Genomic DNA, 16,620 nt, shown 5'->3' with positions numbered 1-16,620 from the left:
GCCGTCGCTCACGCGCTCAACAATCGGCCCCGCAAGATCCTCGGCTGGAGGACGCCGGCTGAGGTCTTCGAGGAGCAGCTACGCTCCCTTCAACAACCCGGTGTTGCATCGACCGGTTGAACCTGCCTTGTACCCACCTGGATATGTCCGGGTGGGTACAGCTGCTAACCCGGCGTTACAGCGGGGCTGGGCGGGCCAGCAATCGTCCACAACAGCCCCGCCTCCGCGCCTGTCCACAGGCGAGTGCTGTGCCGCGGCCCGTGCGTCGGTGACCACCTCGATGCTCGGCTGGCATGTACTTGCCGACCGTCTCCCTCATGGACTCCCAGCACGGACTCATTGCCGCGCGCCAGCTGCGTGCGGCCGGCCTGACGGCCAACGACGTCCGCAGCCTCCTTCGTGCCGGCAGCCTCCGCCGGATCCGACATGGCGTGTACGTCGACAGCGACGCCTGGGCGGCCCTGGACGAATACCGCCAGCGTCCGGTCATGCGCATCCGCGCGGCCGCGATGACGCTCGCGTCGCCGACGTACGCGTTCAGCCACGACTCGTCGGCGATCGTGCTCGGAATGGGTGCCCCGGACCCGCGCACGGCGCTGGTCCACGTCAGTCGGCCCAAGGTGCACGGCGACGCCGTCCGAGCGGGGGTGAAGCACCACCTCGCGCCTTACGCAGCCACGGACACCCTGACCATCGATGGTCTGGTCGTGCTCGACCGCGCGCGGACGGCTCTCGACATGGTCCGTGAGCACGGACGGGCCCACGGGCTCGCGGCCTGCGACTCCGCGCTCCGGGCGGGGGTGTCACGGTCGGCGCTGCTCGAGGTGCTGTCGACGATGGGCTGCTGGCCGCACAGCCGGTGCATGCGGTGGTGCATCGAGCACGCCGACCGCCGCGCCGAGAGCTACCTCGAGTCCTTGGTGCGCGACTTCGTGCTGGAGCTGGGCATCGGCCGGCCCGAGCTCCAGTTCGGGCTGACCGACGGGCACACCACGGCGTTCGCCGACCTCTGCGTCAGACGGCACTTCTTCGAGGCCGACGGACTGTTCAAGTACCCGCTCGGCAATCCCAGCGGAAAGGAGCCCGATGCTGTCCTGGCGGAGGAGAAGCGTCGGCACGACTTCCTGACCGGCTTCAAGCTGGGCGGCTCGCGGCTGACGTACGTCGACCTGTTCAGCGGGCGTCGGGCGGCGCTCGCGCGGGCGGCTCGCGAGTACGCCGACACGTGCGCGCGCTTCGGAACGAACGTCGACGACCTCGCGCCCTACCGAGTGCACCGGCGCTGACCGCCCGTTGTAACGCCGGGTTGGTGCTTATACCCACCTGGATATATCTGAGTGGGTACAGCACCTAACCCGGCGTTACAGCGGAGCCGGCGCCCGGACCGGACCGAAGCCCGCAGAGCCGACGCCCCGCCGCGTGTCGTCCCCGGCCCCACCGCCGGGGCGGGTTAGCGTGGGCACACGAACACGTGTTCGGACGGACTGACGGGACGAGGTGGGACAGCGTGCGGGTGCTCGGCATCGACCCCGGTCTCACCCGGTGCGGCGTGGGCGTCGTCGACGGCAGCGTCGGGCGCCCCCTGACGATGGTCGACGTGGGCGTCATCCGCACCAGCTCCAGCCTCCCGATCGCGGAGCGGCTGGTCAGCATCGAGCGCGGCCTCGACGCGTGGATCGAGGAGCACCGCCCCGACGCGGTGGCGGTCGAGCGTGTCTTCGCCCGCTCCGACGTCAGCACCATCATGGGCACCGCCCAGGCCAGCGGCATCGCCCTCGTGGTCGCCGCACGGCGCGGACTGCCCATCGCGCTGCACACCCCCAGCGAGGTCAAGGCCGCCGTGTCCGGCAACGGCCGCGCTGACAAGGCGCAGGTCGGCGCGATGGTGGTGCGCATCCTGCGCCTGACCGAGCTCCCCAAGCCCGCCGACGCCGCCGACGCACTGGCCCTGGCCATCACCCACGTGTGGCGCGGCGGTGCGCAGTCCCGCCTCGACGCCGCCGTGGCCGCCAACCGACGACCTGTGAGGACCCGATGATCGCCTTCGTCCGCGGCGAGGTCGCCGCCGTCACGCTCAACAGCGCCGTGCTCGAGGTCGGCGGTGTCGGCCTCGAGCTGATGTGCACCCCCGGCACCCTCGCCACGCTGCGGGTGGGCCGGCAGGCCACGCTGCCCACGAGCATGGTGGTCCGCGAGGACAGCCTGACCGTCTTCGGCTTCCTCGACGACGACGAGAAGCAGGTCTTCGAGATCGTGCAGACCGCCTCCGGGGTCGGGCCGAAGGTCGCCCAGGCGATCGTCGCGGTCATGAGCCCCGACGACGTACGCCGTGCCATCACGACCGAGGACGTCAAGGCGCTCACCCGGGTCCCCGGCATCGGCCAGAAGGGCGCCCAGCGCATCATCCTCGAGCTGAAGGACCGCATCGGTCCTCCCGTCGGCGTCCATCCCTCGCCCGCCGCTCACCCGGCTGGCGCGCCGTGGCGCGACCAGGTCCAGCAGGGTCTCGTCGGCCTCGGCTGGTCGGCGAAGGAGTCCGAGAAGGCTGTCGAGGCCGTCGCGCCCGACGCGGGGGAGATGCCCGACGTCGGCGCCCTCCTGCGCGCCGCGTTGCGCACGCTGAGCAAGGCGTGAGGACCCCGCGCCGATGAACTGGGACGACACCGACGAGGACACCTACGACGACGTCGCGCTGAGCCAGGCCGAGATCGGCCACCTCCAGCGGCTCACCGACGCCGATGCCGACGGCGACGAGCGTGCCGTCGAGGCGGCGCTGCGTCCGAAGACCCTGGACGAGGTCGTCGGGCAGGTCCGCGTACGCGACCAGCTCGGGCTCGTCCTCGAGGCGGCCCGCCGCCGTGGCCGGGCGCCCGACCACGTCCTGCTCTCCGGTCCGCCGGGACTCGGGAAGACGACGCTCGCGATGATCATCGCCGCCGAGATGAGCACCCCGCTGCGCCTCACCAGCGGTCCGGCCATCACCCACGCCGGCGACCTGGCCGCCATCCTGTCGGGGCTCAACGAGGGCGACGTGCTCTTCGTCGACGAGATCCACCGGATGTCGCGCCCGGCCGAGGAGATGCTCTACATGGCCATGGAGGACTACCGGGTCGACGTGATCATCGGCAAGGGCCCCGGCGCCACCGCGATCCCGCTGGAGATCCCGCCCTTCACCCTGGTCGGCGCCACCACGCGCGCGGGCCTGCTGCCGGGCCCGCTGCGCGACCGCTTCGGCTTCACCGCCCACCTCGAGTTCTACGAGCCCCACGAGCTCGACCAGATCGTGCACCGCTCGGCCGGGCTGCTCGGCGTGCACCTCACCGTCGACGGCTCCAGCGAGATCGCCTCCCGCTCGCGCGGCACGCCGCGCATCGCCAACCGGCTGCTGCGCCGGGTCCGCGACTACGCCCAGGTCCGCGCCGACGGCGTGCTCACCCTCCCCGTGGCGCAGGCGGCGCTCGAGCTCTTCGAGGTCGACGAGTCGGGGCTCGACCGCCTCGACCGCGCCGTCCTCGACGTGCTGTGCCGCCGCTTCGGCGGGGGACCGGTCGGCATCTCGACCCTCGCCGTCGCCGTCGGCGAGGAGCGCGAGACCGTCGAGGAGGTGGCCGAGCCGTTCCTGGTCCGCAGTGGCCTGCTCGCCCGTACGCCCCGCGGACGCGTCGCGACGCCCGCGGCGTGGCACCACCTCGGGCTCACGCCGCCCGCGATGCCCACGGTCGACTCCACGCTGTTCGACGACGTGTGAGGCCCCGGGTGGGCGCCGCGTAGACTCCACGCGCTCCGTCCCCCACTCCTCAGGAGAGCCCCGACCGTGAACGACATCGCCGCCCTCATCCCCCTGGTGGCCATCCTCGCCCTCTTCTGGTTCATGGTGGTCCGCCCGCAGCAGCGCCGTCAGAAGGAGGTCGTGCGCCTGCAGGAGAGCATCCAGGTCGGGCAGCGCGTGATGATGTCGTCCGGCATCTTCGGCACCGTCGTGTCCCTCACGGATGACCGGGCCCACCTCGAGATCACCAACGGCACGACCATCGAGATCGCGCGCGCCGCGATCGCCAAGGTCGACCAGCCCGTGGCCGTCGAGCCGGGCGAGCCCGGCGATGCCTGACCGGCGTACGGCCCAGGAGGCGCTGGAGCGCCTCACCGTCGACGTGCCGGACTGGCCCGAGAAGGGCGTGACGTTCAAGGACATCACCCCGGTCCTGGCCGACCACCACGCCTTCTCCGCGATCATCACCGCGCTCGCCGCGGCCGGTCGTGACGACCACGGCAACGTCGTGGTCGACAAGGTCGTGGGCATGGAGGCCCGCGGCTTCATCCTCGCCGCGCCCGTCGCGCTCGCGCTCGGCATCGGCTTCGTCCCGGTCCGCAAGGCCGGCAAGCTGCCGCGCGAGGCCCACGCGGTCTCCTACTCGCTGGAGTACGGCGAGGCGATCCTCGAGGTCCACCGAGACGCCATCGGCGCGGGGGAGCGGGTGCTCATGGTCGACGACGTGCTCGCCACCGGCGGCACCGTCGAGGCCACCCGCCAGCTCATCGAGGCCTGCGGCGGCGTCGCCACCGGCGCCTCGGTGCTGATGGAGCTGTCCTTCCTCGACCCGCGCGCGGTCACCGGCGACCTCCCGATCTCCACCCTGCTGACCGTCTGAGGGCGCTCACGGGGGTCGTCGGCGCACGGCTGCGCCACGGGGCTCACTAGACTGGGGTGATGGCCGAGGAGCAGGTGCCCACGCAGGAGCCGAAGGCGCCCCTGACAGCGCGCAGCATGCGTGCGCGCCTGGCCCGCGTCGGCACCAAGCCGCCCTCGTCGAACCCGGTCCTGGAGCCGCTCTTCCGCGCCGTGCGCGCCAACCACCCGAAGGCCGACCTCGCGCTCCTCGAGCGCGCCTACGCGGTCGCCGACAAGTGGCACACCGGCCAGATGCGCAAGAGCGGCGACCCCTACATCACCCACCCGCTCGCGGTCACCACGATCCTCGCCGACATCGGCATGACCGAGCCGACCCTGGTCGCCGCGCTGCTGCACGACACGGTGGAGGACACCCCCTACACGCTCGACGCGCTGCGGGCCGACTTCGGCGACGAGGTCGCCGTGCTGGTCGACGGCGTGACCAAGCTCGACAAGGTGCAGTACGGCGCCTCGGCGCAGGCCGAGACGATCCGCAAGATGATCGTGGCGATGTCGCGCGACATCCGGGTGCTGGTCATCAAGCTCGCCGACCGCCTGCACAACATGCGGACGCTCCGCTACGTCCCGGCGGCCTCGCAGGAGCGCTCCTCGCGCGAGACCCTCGACATCTACGCCCCCCTCGCGCACCGCCTCGGCATGAACACGCTGAAGTGGGAGCTGGAGGACCTCGCCTTCGCCACGCTGCACCCGAAGATCTACGACGAGATCGTGCGGATGGTCGCCGAGCGGGCGCCGTCGCGCGACCAGTTCCTCACCGAGGTGGTCGAGGACATCGAGGAGGACCTCAAGAGCGCGCGCATCACCGCGAAGGTCACCGGTCGCCCGAAGCACTACTACTCGATCTACCAGAAGATGATCGTGGGCGGTCGCGACTTCTCCGACATCTACGACCTGGTCGGCATCCGGATCCTCGTCGAGGAGGACCGCGACTGCTACAGCGCTCTCGGCGTGATCCACTCGCGGTGGAACCCCGTGCTGGGGCGCTTCAAGGACTACGTCGCGATGCCGAAGTTCAACATGTACCAGTCGCTCCACACCACGGTGATCGGCCCGCAGGGCAAGCCGGTCGAGGTGCAGATCCGCACCTTCGCCCAGCACCGTCGCGCGGAGTACGGCGTCGCGGCGCACTGGAAGTACAAGGAGAACTCCAAGGCCGGCGTCGACACCGACCGCCTCGGCGACAAGGACGACCTCACCTGGCTGCGCCAGCTCCTCGACTGGCAGAGCGAGGTCGAGGACCCGGGCGAGTTCCTGGAGTCCCTGCGCTTCGAGATGAACCAGCAGCAGGTCTACGTCTTCACCCCGCGCGGCGACGTCATCCCGCTGCCGATGGGCGCCACCCCCGTCGACTTCGCGTACGCCGTCCACACCGAGGTCGGCCACCACACGATCGGCTCGCGGGTCAACGGCCGCCTCGTGCCGCTGGAGTCGACCCTCGACAACGGCGACGTGGTCGAGGTCTTCACCTCCAAGGCCCCGACGGCCGGCCCGTCGCGCGACTGGCTCAACTTCGTGCAGTCACCGCGCGCCCGCTCCAAGATCCGCCAGTGGTTCACCAAGGAGCGGCGCGAGGAGGCGATCGATCACGGCAAGGACCAGATCGCCAAGCTCATGCGCAAGGAGGGCCTGCCCCTCACCCGCCTGATGACCCACGACGTCCTGGCGTTGGTGGCCGAGCACTTCCACCACGCGGACGTCTCCGCGCTCTACGCCGCTGTCGGGGAGGGCAACCTCAGCGCCCAGGCCGTCGTACGCCGCGTCATCGACCTGCACGGTGGCGACGACGGCGCGGCCGAGGACATGTCCGAGGCCGTCACGATCACCGGCCGCTCGCGCGCCAAGCGCGCCCCGACCGACTCGGGCGTCATCGTCCCCGGTGTCGACGACCTCTGGGTCAAGCTCGCCAAGTGCTGCACCCCGGTGCCGCCCGACCCGATCCTGGGGTTCGTGACCAAGGGCGGGGGAGTGTCGGTGCACCGCCGCGACTGCACCAACGCCTCGAGCCTGCTGGGCCAGCCCGAGCGGGTGCTGGAGGTCGAGTGGGCGCCGACGTCGCAGTCGACCTTCCTGGTCAACATCCAGGTCGAGGCGCTCGACCGGGCGCGGCTGCTCTCCGACATCACGATGGCGCTGTCCGACGCCCACGTGAACATCCTCAGCGCCACCCTCTCGACCACCCGCGACCGGGTGGCCAAGAGCCGGTTCTCCTTCGAGATGGCCGACGCCGCCCACCTCGATGGCGTGCTGCGTGCCGTACGCGCCGTGCCGGGCGTGTTCGACGCCTACCGCGTCACGAGCTGACCTGCTCAGCCGAAGTCGGCGGCCGCCTTGCGCGCCATGTCGAGGAAGGCCTGCTTGTTGGCGAGCTCGGACTCGAGGTCCTTGGCACGCTTGGTGTCGCCGGCGGCGGAGGCCTTGTCGAGCTTGGCCTGCGTGTCCGCGATGCCCGCCTCGAGCTTGCCGATCATGTCGTCGGCGCGCGCGGACTTCTCGGGGTCGCTGCGGCTCCACTGCTCGTCCTCGACCGCACGGATGGCCTGCTCGACCTTGCGCATGCGGCCCTCGAGGTCCTTCATCCGGTCGCGCGGCACCTTGCCGGCGGCGTCCCAGCGGTCGGCGAGGTCGCGGAAGGCCTTCTTGGTGGCCTCGAGGTCCGTGACGGGGACGAGCTTCTCGGCCTCGACCAGGATCTCCTCCTTGACCACGGCGTTGGCGGCGAACTCCTCGTCGAGCGCGGCGTTGGTCGCGTCGCGGGCACCGAAGAACGTGTCCTGCGCGCCACGGAAGCGCTGCCAGAGCTGGTCGTCGACCTCGCGGGGGGCGGGGCCGGCGGCCTTCCACTCGCGCATCAGGTCGCGGTACTTGCCGGCCGTGGGACCCCACTCGGTGGAGCCCGACAGCGCCTCGGCCTCCTTGACCAGCCGCTCCTTGATGACCCGCGCGGAGTCGCGGCGCTCGTGCTCCTCGGCGAAGTGCGCCTTGCGGTGGCGGGTGTAGGTCGTGCGGGCGGTGGAGAAGCGGCGCCACAGCGCGTCGTCGGTGGCGCGGTCGAGGCGGGGGAGCTCCTTCCACGTCGCGAGCAGGTCGCGCAGGCGGTTGGCGCCGTTGCGCCAGTCGGTGCCGGCGGCGAGCTTCTCGGCCTCCGCGACCAGCTTCTCCTTCTCCGCCTTGGACTCCGCGGCCTTCTGCGCGCGCTCCTCCTTGCGGGCGGCGCGCTGCACGGCGATCACCGGGCCGAGCGCGTCGAGCCGCGCGGCGAGGGAGACGAGGTCACCGACCGCGTGGGCGTCGACGACCTGCTCGCGCAGCGACTTCACCGACGACGCGGCCTCCTCGGGGGCCAGGCGGCCCGACGCGACGCGCTGCTCGAGGAGGTGGACCTTGCCCTCGAGCTCGTCGAAGCGCTTGGTGAAGAACTCCAGTGCTTCCTCGGGCGTGCCGGCCTCGTAGGAGCCGACGGAGCGCTCCCCGTCGGCGGTGCGGACATAGACGGTGCCGTCCTCGGCCACCCGACCCCAAGGCATCTCAGCGGGGGCCGAATCGTCTCGGGACTGCTTGTCGGCGCTCATGGTCGCCCATCGTAGTCATGGCCCGCAGCGGCCTCGGTAGGCTTCCCACCCGAGGCGGGCACCACCACGCCCCACCGACCACCGACACGCGAGACAAGCAAGGACTGACGCCCGTGTTCATCGCCGGCTTCCCCGCCGGGCCCTGGGGGACCAACTGCTACGTCGTGGCGACGGGTCCCGGGTCCGAGTGCGTCGTCATCGACCCTGGCATGGACGCCGCCGAGGGCGTCGCCCAGGTGGTGCGCGAGCACAACCTCAAGCCCGTCAGTGTGCTGGTCACCCACGGCCACGTCGACCACATGTGGTGCGTCGCGCCCGTCGCCGGCACGTACGACGCCACCGCCTGGGTCCACCCGGCCGACCGCCACCTGCTCAGCGACCCGATGGCGGGGATGAGCCCCGAGACCACCCAGATGCTGCTCGGCGGCGACTACTCGTGGGCCGAGCCCGACGACGTACGCGAGCTCGCCGACCTCGCCGAGCTCGAGCTGGCCGGCCTGAGGTTCGTCGTCGACCACACCCCGGGCCACACCGAGGGCTCGGTGACCTTCCGCTCGCCGTACGCCCAGCAGGACGTCTCCGAGGTGATGTTCTCCGGCGACCTGCTGTTCGCCGGCTCCATCGGTCGCACCGACCTGCCCGGCGGCGACCACGCCACGATGCTGCGCAGCCTCGCCGACAAGGTGCTGCCGCTGGCCGACGACATCGTGGTGCTGCCAGGCCACGGTGAGCAGACCTCGATCGGGCGCGAGCGCGCCACGAACCCCTATCTCCAGGACCTGTGATGAGCAAGATCAGCCCGCTGAGCGGGTTCCCCGAGCTGCTGCCTGCGCAGCGTGCCGTCGAGCGCGAGGTCATCGCGTCGGTCTCGCGCACCTTCGAGCTGCACGGCTTCGCCAACATCGAGACGCGTGTCGTCGAGCCGATCGAGCGGCTGGCCAAGGGCGGCGAGGTCGACAAGGAGATCTACGTCCTCCAGCGCATCGCGGCGGAGCCCGACGCGAAGGCCGACCTCGGCCTCCACTTCGACCTCACCGTCCCCTTCGCGCGCTACGTCCTCGAGCACGCCGGTCACCTCCAGTTCCCGTTCCGGCGCTTCCAGGTGCAGCCGGCCTGGCGCGGGGAGCGTCCGCAGGAGGGCCGCTACCGCCAGTTCACCCAGGCCGACGTCGACATCGTCGGGCGCGACGAGCTGCCCTTCCACCACGACGTCGAGGTGATGTCGGTGATGGTCGACGCGCTCGGCCGGCTGCCGATCCCGCGGGTGTCCTTCCAGTTCAACAACCGCAAGCTCATCCAGGGCTTCTACCGCGGCCTGGGCATCGACGACGTCACCGAGGCGATCCGCGTCATCGACAAGCTCGACAAGCTCCCCGAGGCCGAGGTCGCCAAGCTGCTCGTCGAGCGCGTCGGCACCACGCCCGAGCAGGCGCAGCGGTGCCTGGAGCTGGCCACCATCCGCGTGCAGGACACCTCGTTCGTCGAGCAGGTCCGCGCGCTCGGGGTGAGCGACGAGCTGCTCGACCAGGGCCTCGACGAGCTCGCCGCCGTGGTGGAGGGCTGCCGCGCAGTGGCGGGTGACCGCGTCGGCGTGGAGGCCAACCTGCGCATCGCGCGCGGCCTGGACTACTACACCGGCACCGTCGTCGAGATCTTCATGGAGGGCTACGAGCGCCTGAAGTCCGTCGGCGGGGGAGGGCGCTACGACGCGCTCGCCAGCGACGGGCGTACGACCTATCCCGGCGTCGGCGTCTCCTTCGGCGTCTCGCGCACCCTCATCCCGCTCCTCACCGACGGCGTGCTGTCCGGCAGCCGACCGGTGCCGAGCGCCGTGCTCGTCGCGCTCAACACCGAGGACGACCGCGCCGCCAGCACCGCGGTGGCCGCCGCACTGCGCGCCCGCGACATCGCCTGCGAGGTCGCCCCGGAGCCGGCGAGGTTCGGCAAGCAGATCCGCTTCGCCGAGAGGCGCGGCATCCCCTTCGTCTGGTTCGTCCAGGCGGACGGGACGAACCAGGTCAAGGACATCCGCTCCGGTGAGCAGGTCGACGCCGACCCCGCCACCTGGGCCCCGCCGGAGGCAGACCTCCGGCCGACCATCAACACAGTCAGCACATCTGAGGAGACCCCCAAGTGATCCGCACCCATGACGCCGGCGCCCTGACGCTGCCTGCGCACGTCGGCCAGACCGTCACGCTCGCCGGGTGGGTGGCGCGCCGTCGCGACCACGGCGGCGTGGCGTTCATCGACCTGCGCGACGCATCCGGTGTCGTCCAGGTCGTCATCCGCGACCCCGAGGTGGCGCACCCGCTCCGCAGCGAGTTCTGCCTGAAGGTGACGGGCGAGGTGGTCGAGCGCTCCGAGGGCAACATCAATCCGCAGCTGGCCACCGGGCACTACGAGGTCGTCGCCACCGACGTCGAGGTCCTGTCCACGTCCGAGCCGCTGCCCTTCCCGATCGACGACGCGTCCGGCCACAAGGGCGGCGAGGTCGGCGAGGAGGCCCGGCTCAAGCACCGCTACCTCGACCTGCGCCGCTCCGGCCCGAACGCCGCCCTGCGCCTGCGCAGCAAGATCAACAAGGCTGCGCGCGACGTGCTCGACGCCCGCGACTTCGTCGAGGTGGAGACGCCCACGCTCACCCGCTCCACCCCCGAGGGCGCCCGCGACTTCCTCGTGCCCGCGCGCCTGGCGCCCGGCAGCTGGTACGCCCTGCCGCAGAGCCCGCAGCTGTTCAAGCAGCTGCTGATGGTCGGCGGCATGGAGCGCTACTACCAGATCGCGCGCTGCTACCGCGACGAGGACTTCCGCGCCGACCGCCAGCCCGAGTTCACCCAGCTCGACATCGAGATGAGCTTCGTGGACCAGGAGGACGTCATCACGCTGATGGAGGACGTCCTGGAGGCCATGTGGGCCCAGGCCGGCCACACCATCGAGCGGCCGCTGCCGCGGATGACGTACGCCGACGCGATGGCGAGGTTCGGCTCCGACAAGCCCGACCTCCGGATGGGCCTCGAGCTCGTCGATTGCACCGACTACTTCAAGGAAACCACCTTCCGGGTCTTCCAGGCCCCCTACGTCGGTGCGGTCGTCATGCCCGGCGGCGGCAGCCAGCCGCGTCGCCAGTTCGACGCCTGGCAGGACTGGGCCAAGCAGCGCGGGGCCAAGGGCCTGGCGTACGTCACCGTCGCCGAGGACGGCGAGCTCGGCGGGCCGGTGGCCAAGAACCTCACCGACGCCGAGCGCGACGGCCTCGCCGCCCACGTGGGCGCCCAGCCGGGCGACTGCATCTTCTTCGCCGCCGGTCCGGCCAAGAGCAGCCGTGCGCTGCTCGGCGCCGCCCGCCTCGAGATCGGCCGCCGTGGCGACATGCTCGACGACTCGGTCTTCGCCTTCACGTGGGTCGTCGACGCGCCGCTGTTCGAGCCGAGCTCCGACGCGGTCGCCAGCGGTGACGTCGCGGTGGGGGCGGGCGCGTGGACCGCGGTCCACCACGCCTTCACCAGCCCCAAGCCCGAGTTCGTCGACACCTTCGACACCGATCCCGGCAGCGCGCTGGCCTACGCCTACGACATCGTCTGCAACGGCAACGAGCTCGGCGGCGGGTCCATCCGTATCCACCGCGGTGACATCCAGAAGCGTGTCTTCTCGGTGATGGGCCTGGGGGAGGAGGAGGCGCAGGAGAAGTTCGGCTTCCTGCTCGACGCCTTCAAGTTCGGTGCCCCGCCGCACGGCGGCATCGCCGTGGGCATGGACCGCATCGTGGCGCTGCTCGCGGGCACGGACTCGATCCGCGACGTCATCGCCTTCCCCAAGTCGGGCGGCGGCTACGACCCGCTCACCGCCGCTCCCGCGCCCATCACGCCCGAGCAGCGCAAGGAGGCCGGCGTGGACGCCACGCCGGAGAAGGACGAGTCGGAGAAGGACGAGCCGGAGAAGGACGGGTCCGACCCGGCCTGACAGCCACGCCCGCGCACCGCACCACCACGACGGCGCCCGCGCCGACCGCCACCGCGGTCGGGGCGGGCGCCGTCGGCGTACGGGGTCGAACGCCACAAGGACGAGCGTCGCGGCCACCGCTGGTGACAGGTTCTTCCGTGCACGCGCTCCACTGGCGCAGGTTTCACCGCGCGGCGGGGGTGAACGCGTCGTAACTGGATCGTTACCCGTCGGTGATCGTCCATGCGGTGCGGGTCACATAGAGTCCCGTTTCGGCGCTGGCCTCGGGGGACCCCCGGAGCGCGCCGGGACAGTCCCGAACCAGATGGGGAGAGCATGTCGGCAGACACCGCAGGGCCGGAGACGCTGGGCTCGTTGAGCAACGAGCCCGCGCCGCAGGATCCCAACAGCGAGCAGGCGAAGGAGATCGCCGGCAAGTCGCCGCTGCGGATCGCGCTGGGTCGTCTGGCCCGCGACAAGGTCGCCGTGGTCTGCGCGCTGGTGGTGCTCTTCTTCATCATCTGCGCCGTCTTCGCCGGCACGATCAGCAACCTCTTCGGGGTCAGCCTCGACACGCCGCTGGCCAGCGAGCGCGTCGACGGCCTCAACAACAACCTGCCGAAGCCCGAGATGGGCCCGCCCAACGGCCCCTTCACGTGGGACCACCCGATGGGCGTGGCGCCGCGCACCGGCCAGGACAACATGGCCTACTGGCTCTACGGCTGCCGCGTGTCGCTCACGATCGCGACCACGGCGGCGATCATCGCCTCGATCGTGGGCGTCGTCGTCGGGCTGCTCAGCGGCTTCCTCGGCGGCAAGGTCGACAAGGTCCTGTCGTTCTTCATCGACATGTTCCTCACCATCCCCTTCCTGCTCGCCGCGCTGACGCTGGCGCCGATCCTCAACGAGCGGTTCAACACGGCCGACAACTACGCGACGATCCAGAAGTTCAGCCTCGTGGTGGTGCTGTCGGTGTTCGGCTGGATGGGCACCGCGCGACTCATCCGCGGCGAGGTGCTCTCGCTGCGTGAGCGCGAGTTCGTCCAGGCGGCCCGCGTGATGGGCATGCCCACCTCGCGCATCCTCTTCAAGGAGCTGCTGCCCAACCTGGCGGCGCCCATCATCATCAGCGTCTCGCTGATGCTCCCCGCGTTCGTCGCCCTCGAGGCGGGCCTTGCCTTCCTCGGCATCGGCGTGACCGACGGCGTGTCGTGGGGCCAGATGATCCTCGACGCGGCGACCCCGGTCTACTTCCGCGACTACCCCCAGTACCTGTGGCAGCCGATGATCGGTGTCGTTGCCCTGGTGCTCTCCCTCAACCTCCTGGGTGACGCGATCCGCGACGCCCTCGACCCCAAGACCCGACGCTGAGCACTCCTCGGTCAAGGTCGCAGCACGTCGCCGGAGACGCCGTCCTCGGTGAGAACAAAAAGGAAAGGCTGGACAGCATGAAGCGGAACAAGCCGCTCGCGCTCGTCGCTGGCGCCGCTCTTCTGACCCTCGCTGCCTGTGGCGGCGGTTCGTCGGAGAACGGTGATGGCGATGGAGGCACGGACCGAGAGATCGGCGCACAGGAGGGAGGGACCAAGGACGCTGAGCGTCAGGGCCCCGCTCCCGAGGTCGAGGGCGCAGCCGCCGGAGGCACCATCACGGTGTACCTCCCCGGCGACCCGGGCCCCGACTCGCTGGACCCCACCGGTGGTTGGTCCGTCACGGGCAACTCCATCCAGCAGGCGCTCACGAGCCGTTCGCTGACCCAGTACTCGCGTGACGAGGAGGGCCAGCCCGTCCTGGTTCCCGACCTCGCCACCGACCTGGGCACCCCCAACGAGGACTTCACCGAGTGGACCTTCACGATCCGTGAGGACGCCACGTGGGAGGACGGCAAGCCCGTCACCGCCGAAGAGGTCGCGTTCGGCATCTGCCGCTCGCTCGACTCCGAGGCGTTCCCGTCCGGTCCCGGCACCGAGTACTCCAAGACGTACTTCGCCGGCGCCGCTGACTACGAGGGTCCCTACACCGGCAAGGACCCCAACTGCGAGAACTACGACGGCATCACCGTCGAGGGCCAGGACATCACCATCGCGATGGAGACGCCCTTCCCGGACATGGACTACTGGGGCTCCTTCATGGCCATGGGCCCGGCCCCGCTCGGCAACGCCTCCAAGCCGCCGAACTACGGCAACCAGCCGCTGTCCAACGGCCCCTACAAGATCGCTCCCGGTGGCTACAAGCCCAACGAGGAGCTGCGCCTGGTGAAGAACGAGCAGTGGGCGGCTGAGTCCGACCCGGCCCGTCACCAGTACGCCGACGAGTGGGTCTTCAAGTTCAACCAGGACCAGGCCAAGGTCGACGAGATCATGCTCTCGGACAACTCCGACAGCCAGACCGCCGTCGCGACCTCGCTCGGTTCGGGCAACTACAACGACGCCAACTCGCAGCTCGGCGAGCGCCTCGTGCAGCAGACGTCGCAGTGTGTCTCCACGCTGACGCCTGACTACAACAAGATCAAGGAGATCGAGGTCCGCAAGGCCCTCGCCTACGCCTACCCCTACGAGGACGTGTGGATCTCGGGCGGTGAGGTTCCGGGCGTGACCCGTGACTACGCCAACTCGATCATGCCCCCCGGCATGGCGGGCAAGAAGGACTTCCAGGTCGACGGGGAGCAGATCAAGTACGACCCCGAGAAGTCGAAGGAGCTCCTGGCCGAGGCCGGCTACGGTGACAAGCCCTACGAGATCACCATGGTCTACTACGAGGTCGACCCGCTCGCCAAGGACGCCCAGGACCAGATCACCAAGGGCTTCGAGGCCGGTGGCTTCTCCGTCAAGGCCATCCCGGTCCAGGAGTCGCCGTACAACATCTGGCTCGACCCCGACAACAAGGTCAACAAGCAGCTCAACATGCGTGGCGTCAACTGGTGCTCGGACTGGCCCGCCGGTTCGACCATGCTCCCGCCGCTGCTGAAGGGTGGCGCTGTCTACAACACCGCCGGCTTCGACGAGGCCTCGATCAACGACGAGATGGACTCCATCGCGACGCTGCCCCTCGAGGACCAGGCTGCTGCCTGGGGCGACCTGGACGAGAAGATCATGACGGAGTACTTCCCGATCATCCCGACCGCGTTCCGCAACGACCTGTTCGTCTTCGGCACCAAGATCGGCAACCCGACGGGCGATGGCTCGATCGGTGCGCCGAACTACAAGGACCTGTTCGTCATGCAGTGATCCTGGTGCTCCTGTCCGGGTCCGTGACCCGGTCCTGGGGGCACCGCCCAGCAACAAGTAGCAACCACTGACGGGTGGGGGCTCCCGAACCCGGGAGCCCCCACTCGCCAGCCCGGACCCAAGTAGGCTCTCCTGCCTCGGGGGGTCCGACTCATCCACCATCCCCGGAGAGTGATCTGCGATGTTCGCGTATGTCGTGAAGCGGCTGATCTCGGGAGTCCTCGTCGTGGCCTTGGTCTCGATGGCGATCTTCCTGTTGTTCTGGTACGGCCCTTCAAGTCCCGCCCAGACCGTGTGCGACCGAGAGACCAGCAACCGATGCGGTGACCGCATCGAGATCTACGAGCGCACCCTCGGCTACGACAACCCCGTCTACGAGGAGTACGGCAAGTTCGTCCAGGGCGTCTTCGTCGGCCGCACGATCACCGTCGCCTCCAACGAGTACGAGTGCACCGCACCGTGCCTCGGCCTGAGCTTCGTCACCAAGCAGCCCGTGAAGGAGGCGCTGGTCGATCGCATCCCGGCCACCTTCTCCGTGGCCATCGGTGGCGCTTTCCTCTACCTCCTCTTCGGCATCCCCATCGGCGTGGCAGCAGCGCGACGCCGCGGGACGCTGGCCGACAAGGCCCTTGTCTCGAGTTTCCTGTTCATCAGCTCGATCCCCTACTACCTCTTCGCGCTGCTGACCTGGCTCTACCTCACGATCACCTTCGAGATCCCGTTCTTCAGCAACACCGGCTACTTCTCGCCGATCACCGAGGGCCCGTGGGCGTGGTTCAGCGGCCTGTTCCTGGCCTGGGTCGCGCTCGGCATCTTCGGCTGCACCCAGTACACCCGTTTCACCCGTGGCGCGATGGTCGAGGCGCTCAGCGAGGACTACATCCGCACCGCCAAGTCCAAGGGCCTGCCGACGCGCACCATCGTCTACAAGCACGGGCTTCGCGCGGCGCTGGTGCCGGTCGTCACGATCTTCGGCATCGACTTCGGCACCCTGCTCGCCGGCACGATCTTCACCGAGCGGATCTTCGAGATCCAGGGCATCGGCTGGTGGAGCCTGCAGGCCGTGCAGAACAGGGACCTTCCGGTGGTCATGGCGACCGCTCTCTTCAGCGCCGTCGTCCTGATCATCTCCAACCTGCTCGTGGACATCGTCTACAGCGTGCTCGACCCGAGGGTGAGGCTTTCGTGACCAGCG

General features: G+C 70.0%; 14 protein-coding genes. 13 read left to right on the top strand and 1 reads right to left on the bottom strand.

What is annotated here, in order from left to right; all coding sequences use genetic code 11:
• Positions 1-317: 317 nt before the first annotated feature.
• The 7 genes from IRX98_RS13700 to IRX98_RS13670 all read left to right on the top strand — a co-directional run bounded on the left by IRX98_RS13700 (position 318) and on the right by IRX98_RS13670 (position 6,991).
• A complete protein-coding gene (locus IRX98_RS13700) occupies positions 318-1,286 on the top strand; it encodes a type IV toxin-antitoxin system AbiEi family antitoxin domain-containing protein (RefSeq protein WP_235745625.1) in 969 nt (322 codons plus the stop codon).
• Positions 1,287-1,507: 221 nt separating this feature from the next.
• Entirely contained in the window at positions 1,508-2,038 is a 531-nt protein-coding gene (ruvC, locus tag IRX98_RS13695) for a crossover junction endodeoxyribonuclease RuvC (RefSeq protein WP_224277641.1), read from the top strand.
• Positions 2,035-2,634, top strand: coding sequence for a Holliday junction branch migration protein RuvA (gene ruvA, locus IRX98_RS13690; protein WP_224277620.1), 600 nt, complete (start codon positions 2,035-2,037; stop codon positions 2,632-2,634). The genes ruvC and ruvA overlap by 4 nt, the downstream gene beginning before the upstream one ends.
• 13 nt (positions 2,635-2,647) lie before the next feature.
• Positions 2,648-3,748: a Holliday junction branch migration DNA helicase RuvB gene (gene ruvB / locus IRX98_RS13685; protein WP_224277618.1), complete on the top strand. Its 1,101-nt coding sequence runs from the start codon at positions 2,648-2,650 to the stop codon at positions 3,746-3,748.
• Positions 3,749-3,814: 66 nt separating this feature from the next.
• Positions 3,815-4,108 carry a preprotein translocase subunit YajC gene (gene yajC / locus IRX98_RS13680; RefSeq protein WP_224277616.1) on the top strand — a complete coding sequence of 98 codons (294 nt, stop codon included), beginning with the start codon at positions 3,815-3,817 and terminating at the stop codon, positions 4,106-4,108.
• Positions 4,101-4,649, top strand: coding sequence for an adenine phosphoribosyltransferase (locus IRX98_RS13675; protein WP_224277614.1), 549 nt, complete (start codon positions 4,101-4,103; stop codon positions 4,647-4,649). The genes yajC and IRX98_RS13675 overlap by 8 nt, the downstream gene beginning before the upstream one ends.
• 59 nt (positions 4,650-4,708) lie before the next feature.
• Positions 4,709-6,991 carry a RelA/SpoT family protein gene (locus tag IRX98_RS13670; protein WP_224277612.1) on the top strand — a complete coding sequence of 761 codons (2,283 nt, stop codon included), beginning with the start codon at positions 4,709-4,711 and terminating at the stop codon, positions 6,989-6,991.
• Between the two features lie 5 nt (positions 6,992-6,996).
• On the opposite strand, the gene IRX98_RS13665 is transcribed toward IRX98_RS13670, so the two are convergent.
• Positions 6,997-8,259 (bottom strand): DUF349 domain-containing protein, encoded by a 1,263-nt coding sequence (locus IRX98_RS13665; RefSeq protein WP_224277610.1) that lies wholly within the window; start codon positions 8,257-8,259, stop codon positions 6,997-6,999.
• A 113-nt stretch (positions 8,260-8,372) separates the two neighbouring features.
• On the opposite strand from IRX98_RS13665, the gene IRX98_RS13660 reads away from it, so the two are divergent.
• The 6 genes from IRX98_RS13660 to IRX98_RS13635 all read left to right on the top strand — a co-directional run bounded on the left by IRX98_RS13660 (position 8,373) and on the right by IRX98_RS13635 (position 16,614).
• Positions 8,373-9,044 (top strand): MBL fold metallo-hydrolase, encoded by a 672-nt coding sequence (locus tag IRX98_RS13660; RefSeq protein WP_224277608.1) that lies wholly within the window; start codon positions 8,373-8,375, stop codon positions 9,042-9,044.
• Positions 9,044-10,396 carry a histidine--tRNA ligase gene (gene hisS / locus IRX98_RS13655; RefSeq protein ID WP_224277606.1) on the top strand — a complete coding sequence of 451 codons (1,353 nt, stop codon included), beginning with the start codon at positions 9,044-9,046 and terminating at the stop codon, positions 10,394-10,396. Before IRX98_RS13660 ends, hisS begins: the two co-directional genes overlap by 1 nt.
• On the top strand, positions 10,393-12,219 hold the full coding sequence (gene aspS, locus IRX98_RS13650) for an aspartate--tRNA ligase (RefSeq protein WP_224277604.1): 1,827 nt from the start codon (positions 10,393-10,395) through the stop codon (positions 12,217-12,219). The genes hisS and aspS overlap by 4 nt, the downstream gene beginning before the upstream one ends.
• Before the next feature lie 315 nt (positions 12,220-12,534).
• Positions 12,535-13,569: an ABC transporter permease gene (locus IRX98_RS13645; RefSeq protein ID WP_224277602.1), complete on the top strand. Its 1,035-nt coding sequence runs from the start codon at positions 12,535-12,537 to the stop codon at positions 13,567-13,569.
• A 77-nt stretch (positions 13,570-13,646) separates the two neighbouring features.
• Entirely contained in the window at positions 13,647-15,425 is a 1,779-nt protein-coding gene (locus tag IRX98_RS13640; protein WP_224277600.1) for an ABC transporter substrate-binding protein, read from the top strand.
• A gap of 181 nt (positions 15,426-15,606) precedes the next feature.
• Entirely contained in the window at positions 15,607-16,614 is a 1,008-nt protein-coding gene (locus IRX98_RS13635; protein WP_224277599.1) for an ABC transporter permease, read from the top strand.
• Positions 16,615-16,620: the final 6 nt, after the last annotated feature.

Source organism: Nocardioides lacusdianchii (genome assembly GCF_020102855.1).
GTDB lineage: Bacteria > Actinomycetota > Actinomycetes > Propionibacteriales > Nocardioidaceae > Nocardioides > Nocardioides lacusdianchii.
The sequence above is the reverse complement of the archived record's forward strand: the minus strand, read 5'-3'. Positions and strand labels throughout refer to the sequence as shown.

What these genes read in the sequence shown, in the direction of transcription:
- IRX98_RS13670 (WP_224277612.1), top strand. Translation starts at nt 4,709, where the DNA reads ATGGCCGAGGAGCAGGTGCCCACGCAGGAGCCGAAGGCGCCCCTGACA.
- hisS (WP_224277606.1), top strand. Translation starts at nt 9,044, where the DNA reads ATGAGCAAGATCAGCCCGCTGAGCGGGTTCCCCGAGCTGCTGCCTGCG.
- IRX98_RS13635 (WP_224277599.1), top strand. Translation starts at nt 15,607, where the DNA reads ATGTTCGCGTATGTCGTGAAGCGGCTGATCTCGGGAGTCCTCGTCGTG.
- IRX98_RS13665 (WP_224277610.1), bottom strand. Translation starts at nt 8,259, where the DNA reads ATGAGCGCCGACAAGCAGTCCCGAGACGATTCGGCCCCCGCTGAGATG.
- IRX98_RS13700 (WP_235745625.1), top strand. Translation starts at nt 318, where the DNA reads ATGGACTCCCAGCACGGACTCATTGCCGCGCGCCAGCTGCGTGCGGCC.
- IRX98_RS13640 (WP_224277600.1), top strand. Translation starts at nt 13,647, where the DNA reads ATGAAGCGGAACAAGCCGCTCGCGCTCGTCGCTGGCGCCGCTCTTCTG.
- IRX98_RS13675 (WP_224277614.1), top strand. Translation starts at nt 4,101, where the DNA reads ATGCCTGACCGGCGTACGGCCCAGGAGGCGCTGGAGCGCCTCACCGTC.
- IRX98_RS13645 (WP_224277602.1), top strand. Translation starts at nt 12,535, where the DNA reads ATGTCGGCAGACACCGCAGGGCCGGAGACGCTGGGCTCGTTGAGCAAC.
- ruvA (WP_224277620.1), top strand. Translation starts at nt 2,035, where the DNA reads ATGATCGCCTTCGTCCGCGGCGAGGTCGCCGCCGTCACGCTCAACAGC.
- ruvB (WP_224277618.1), top strand. Translation starts at nt 2,648, where the DNA reads ATGAACTGGGACGACACCGACGAGGACACCTACGACGACGTCGCGCTG.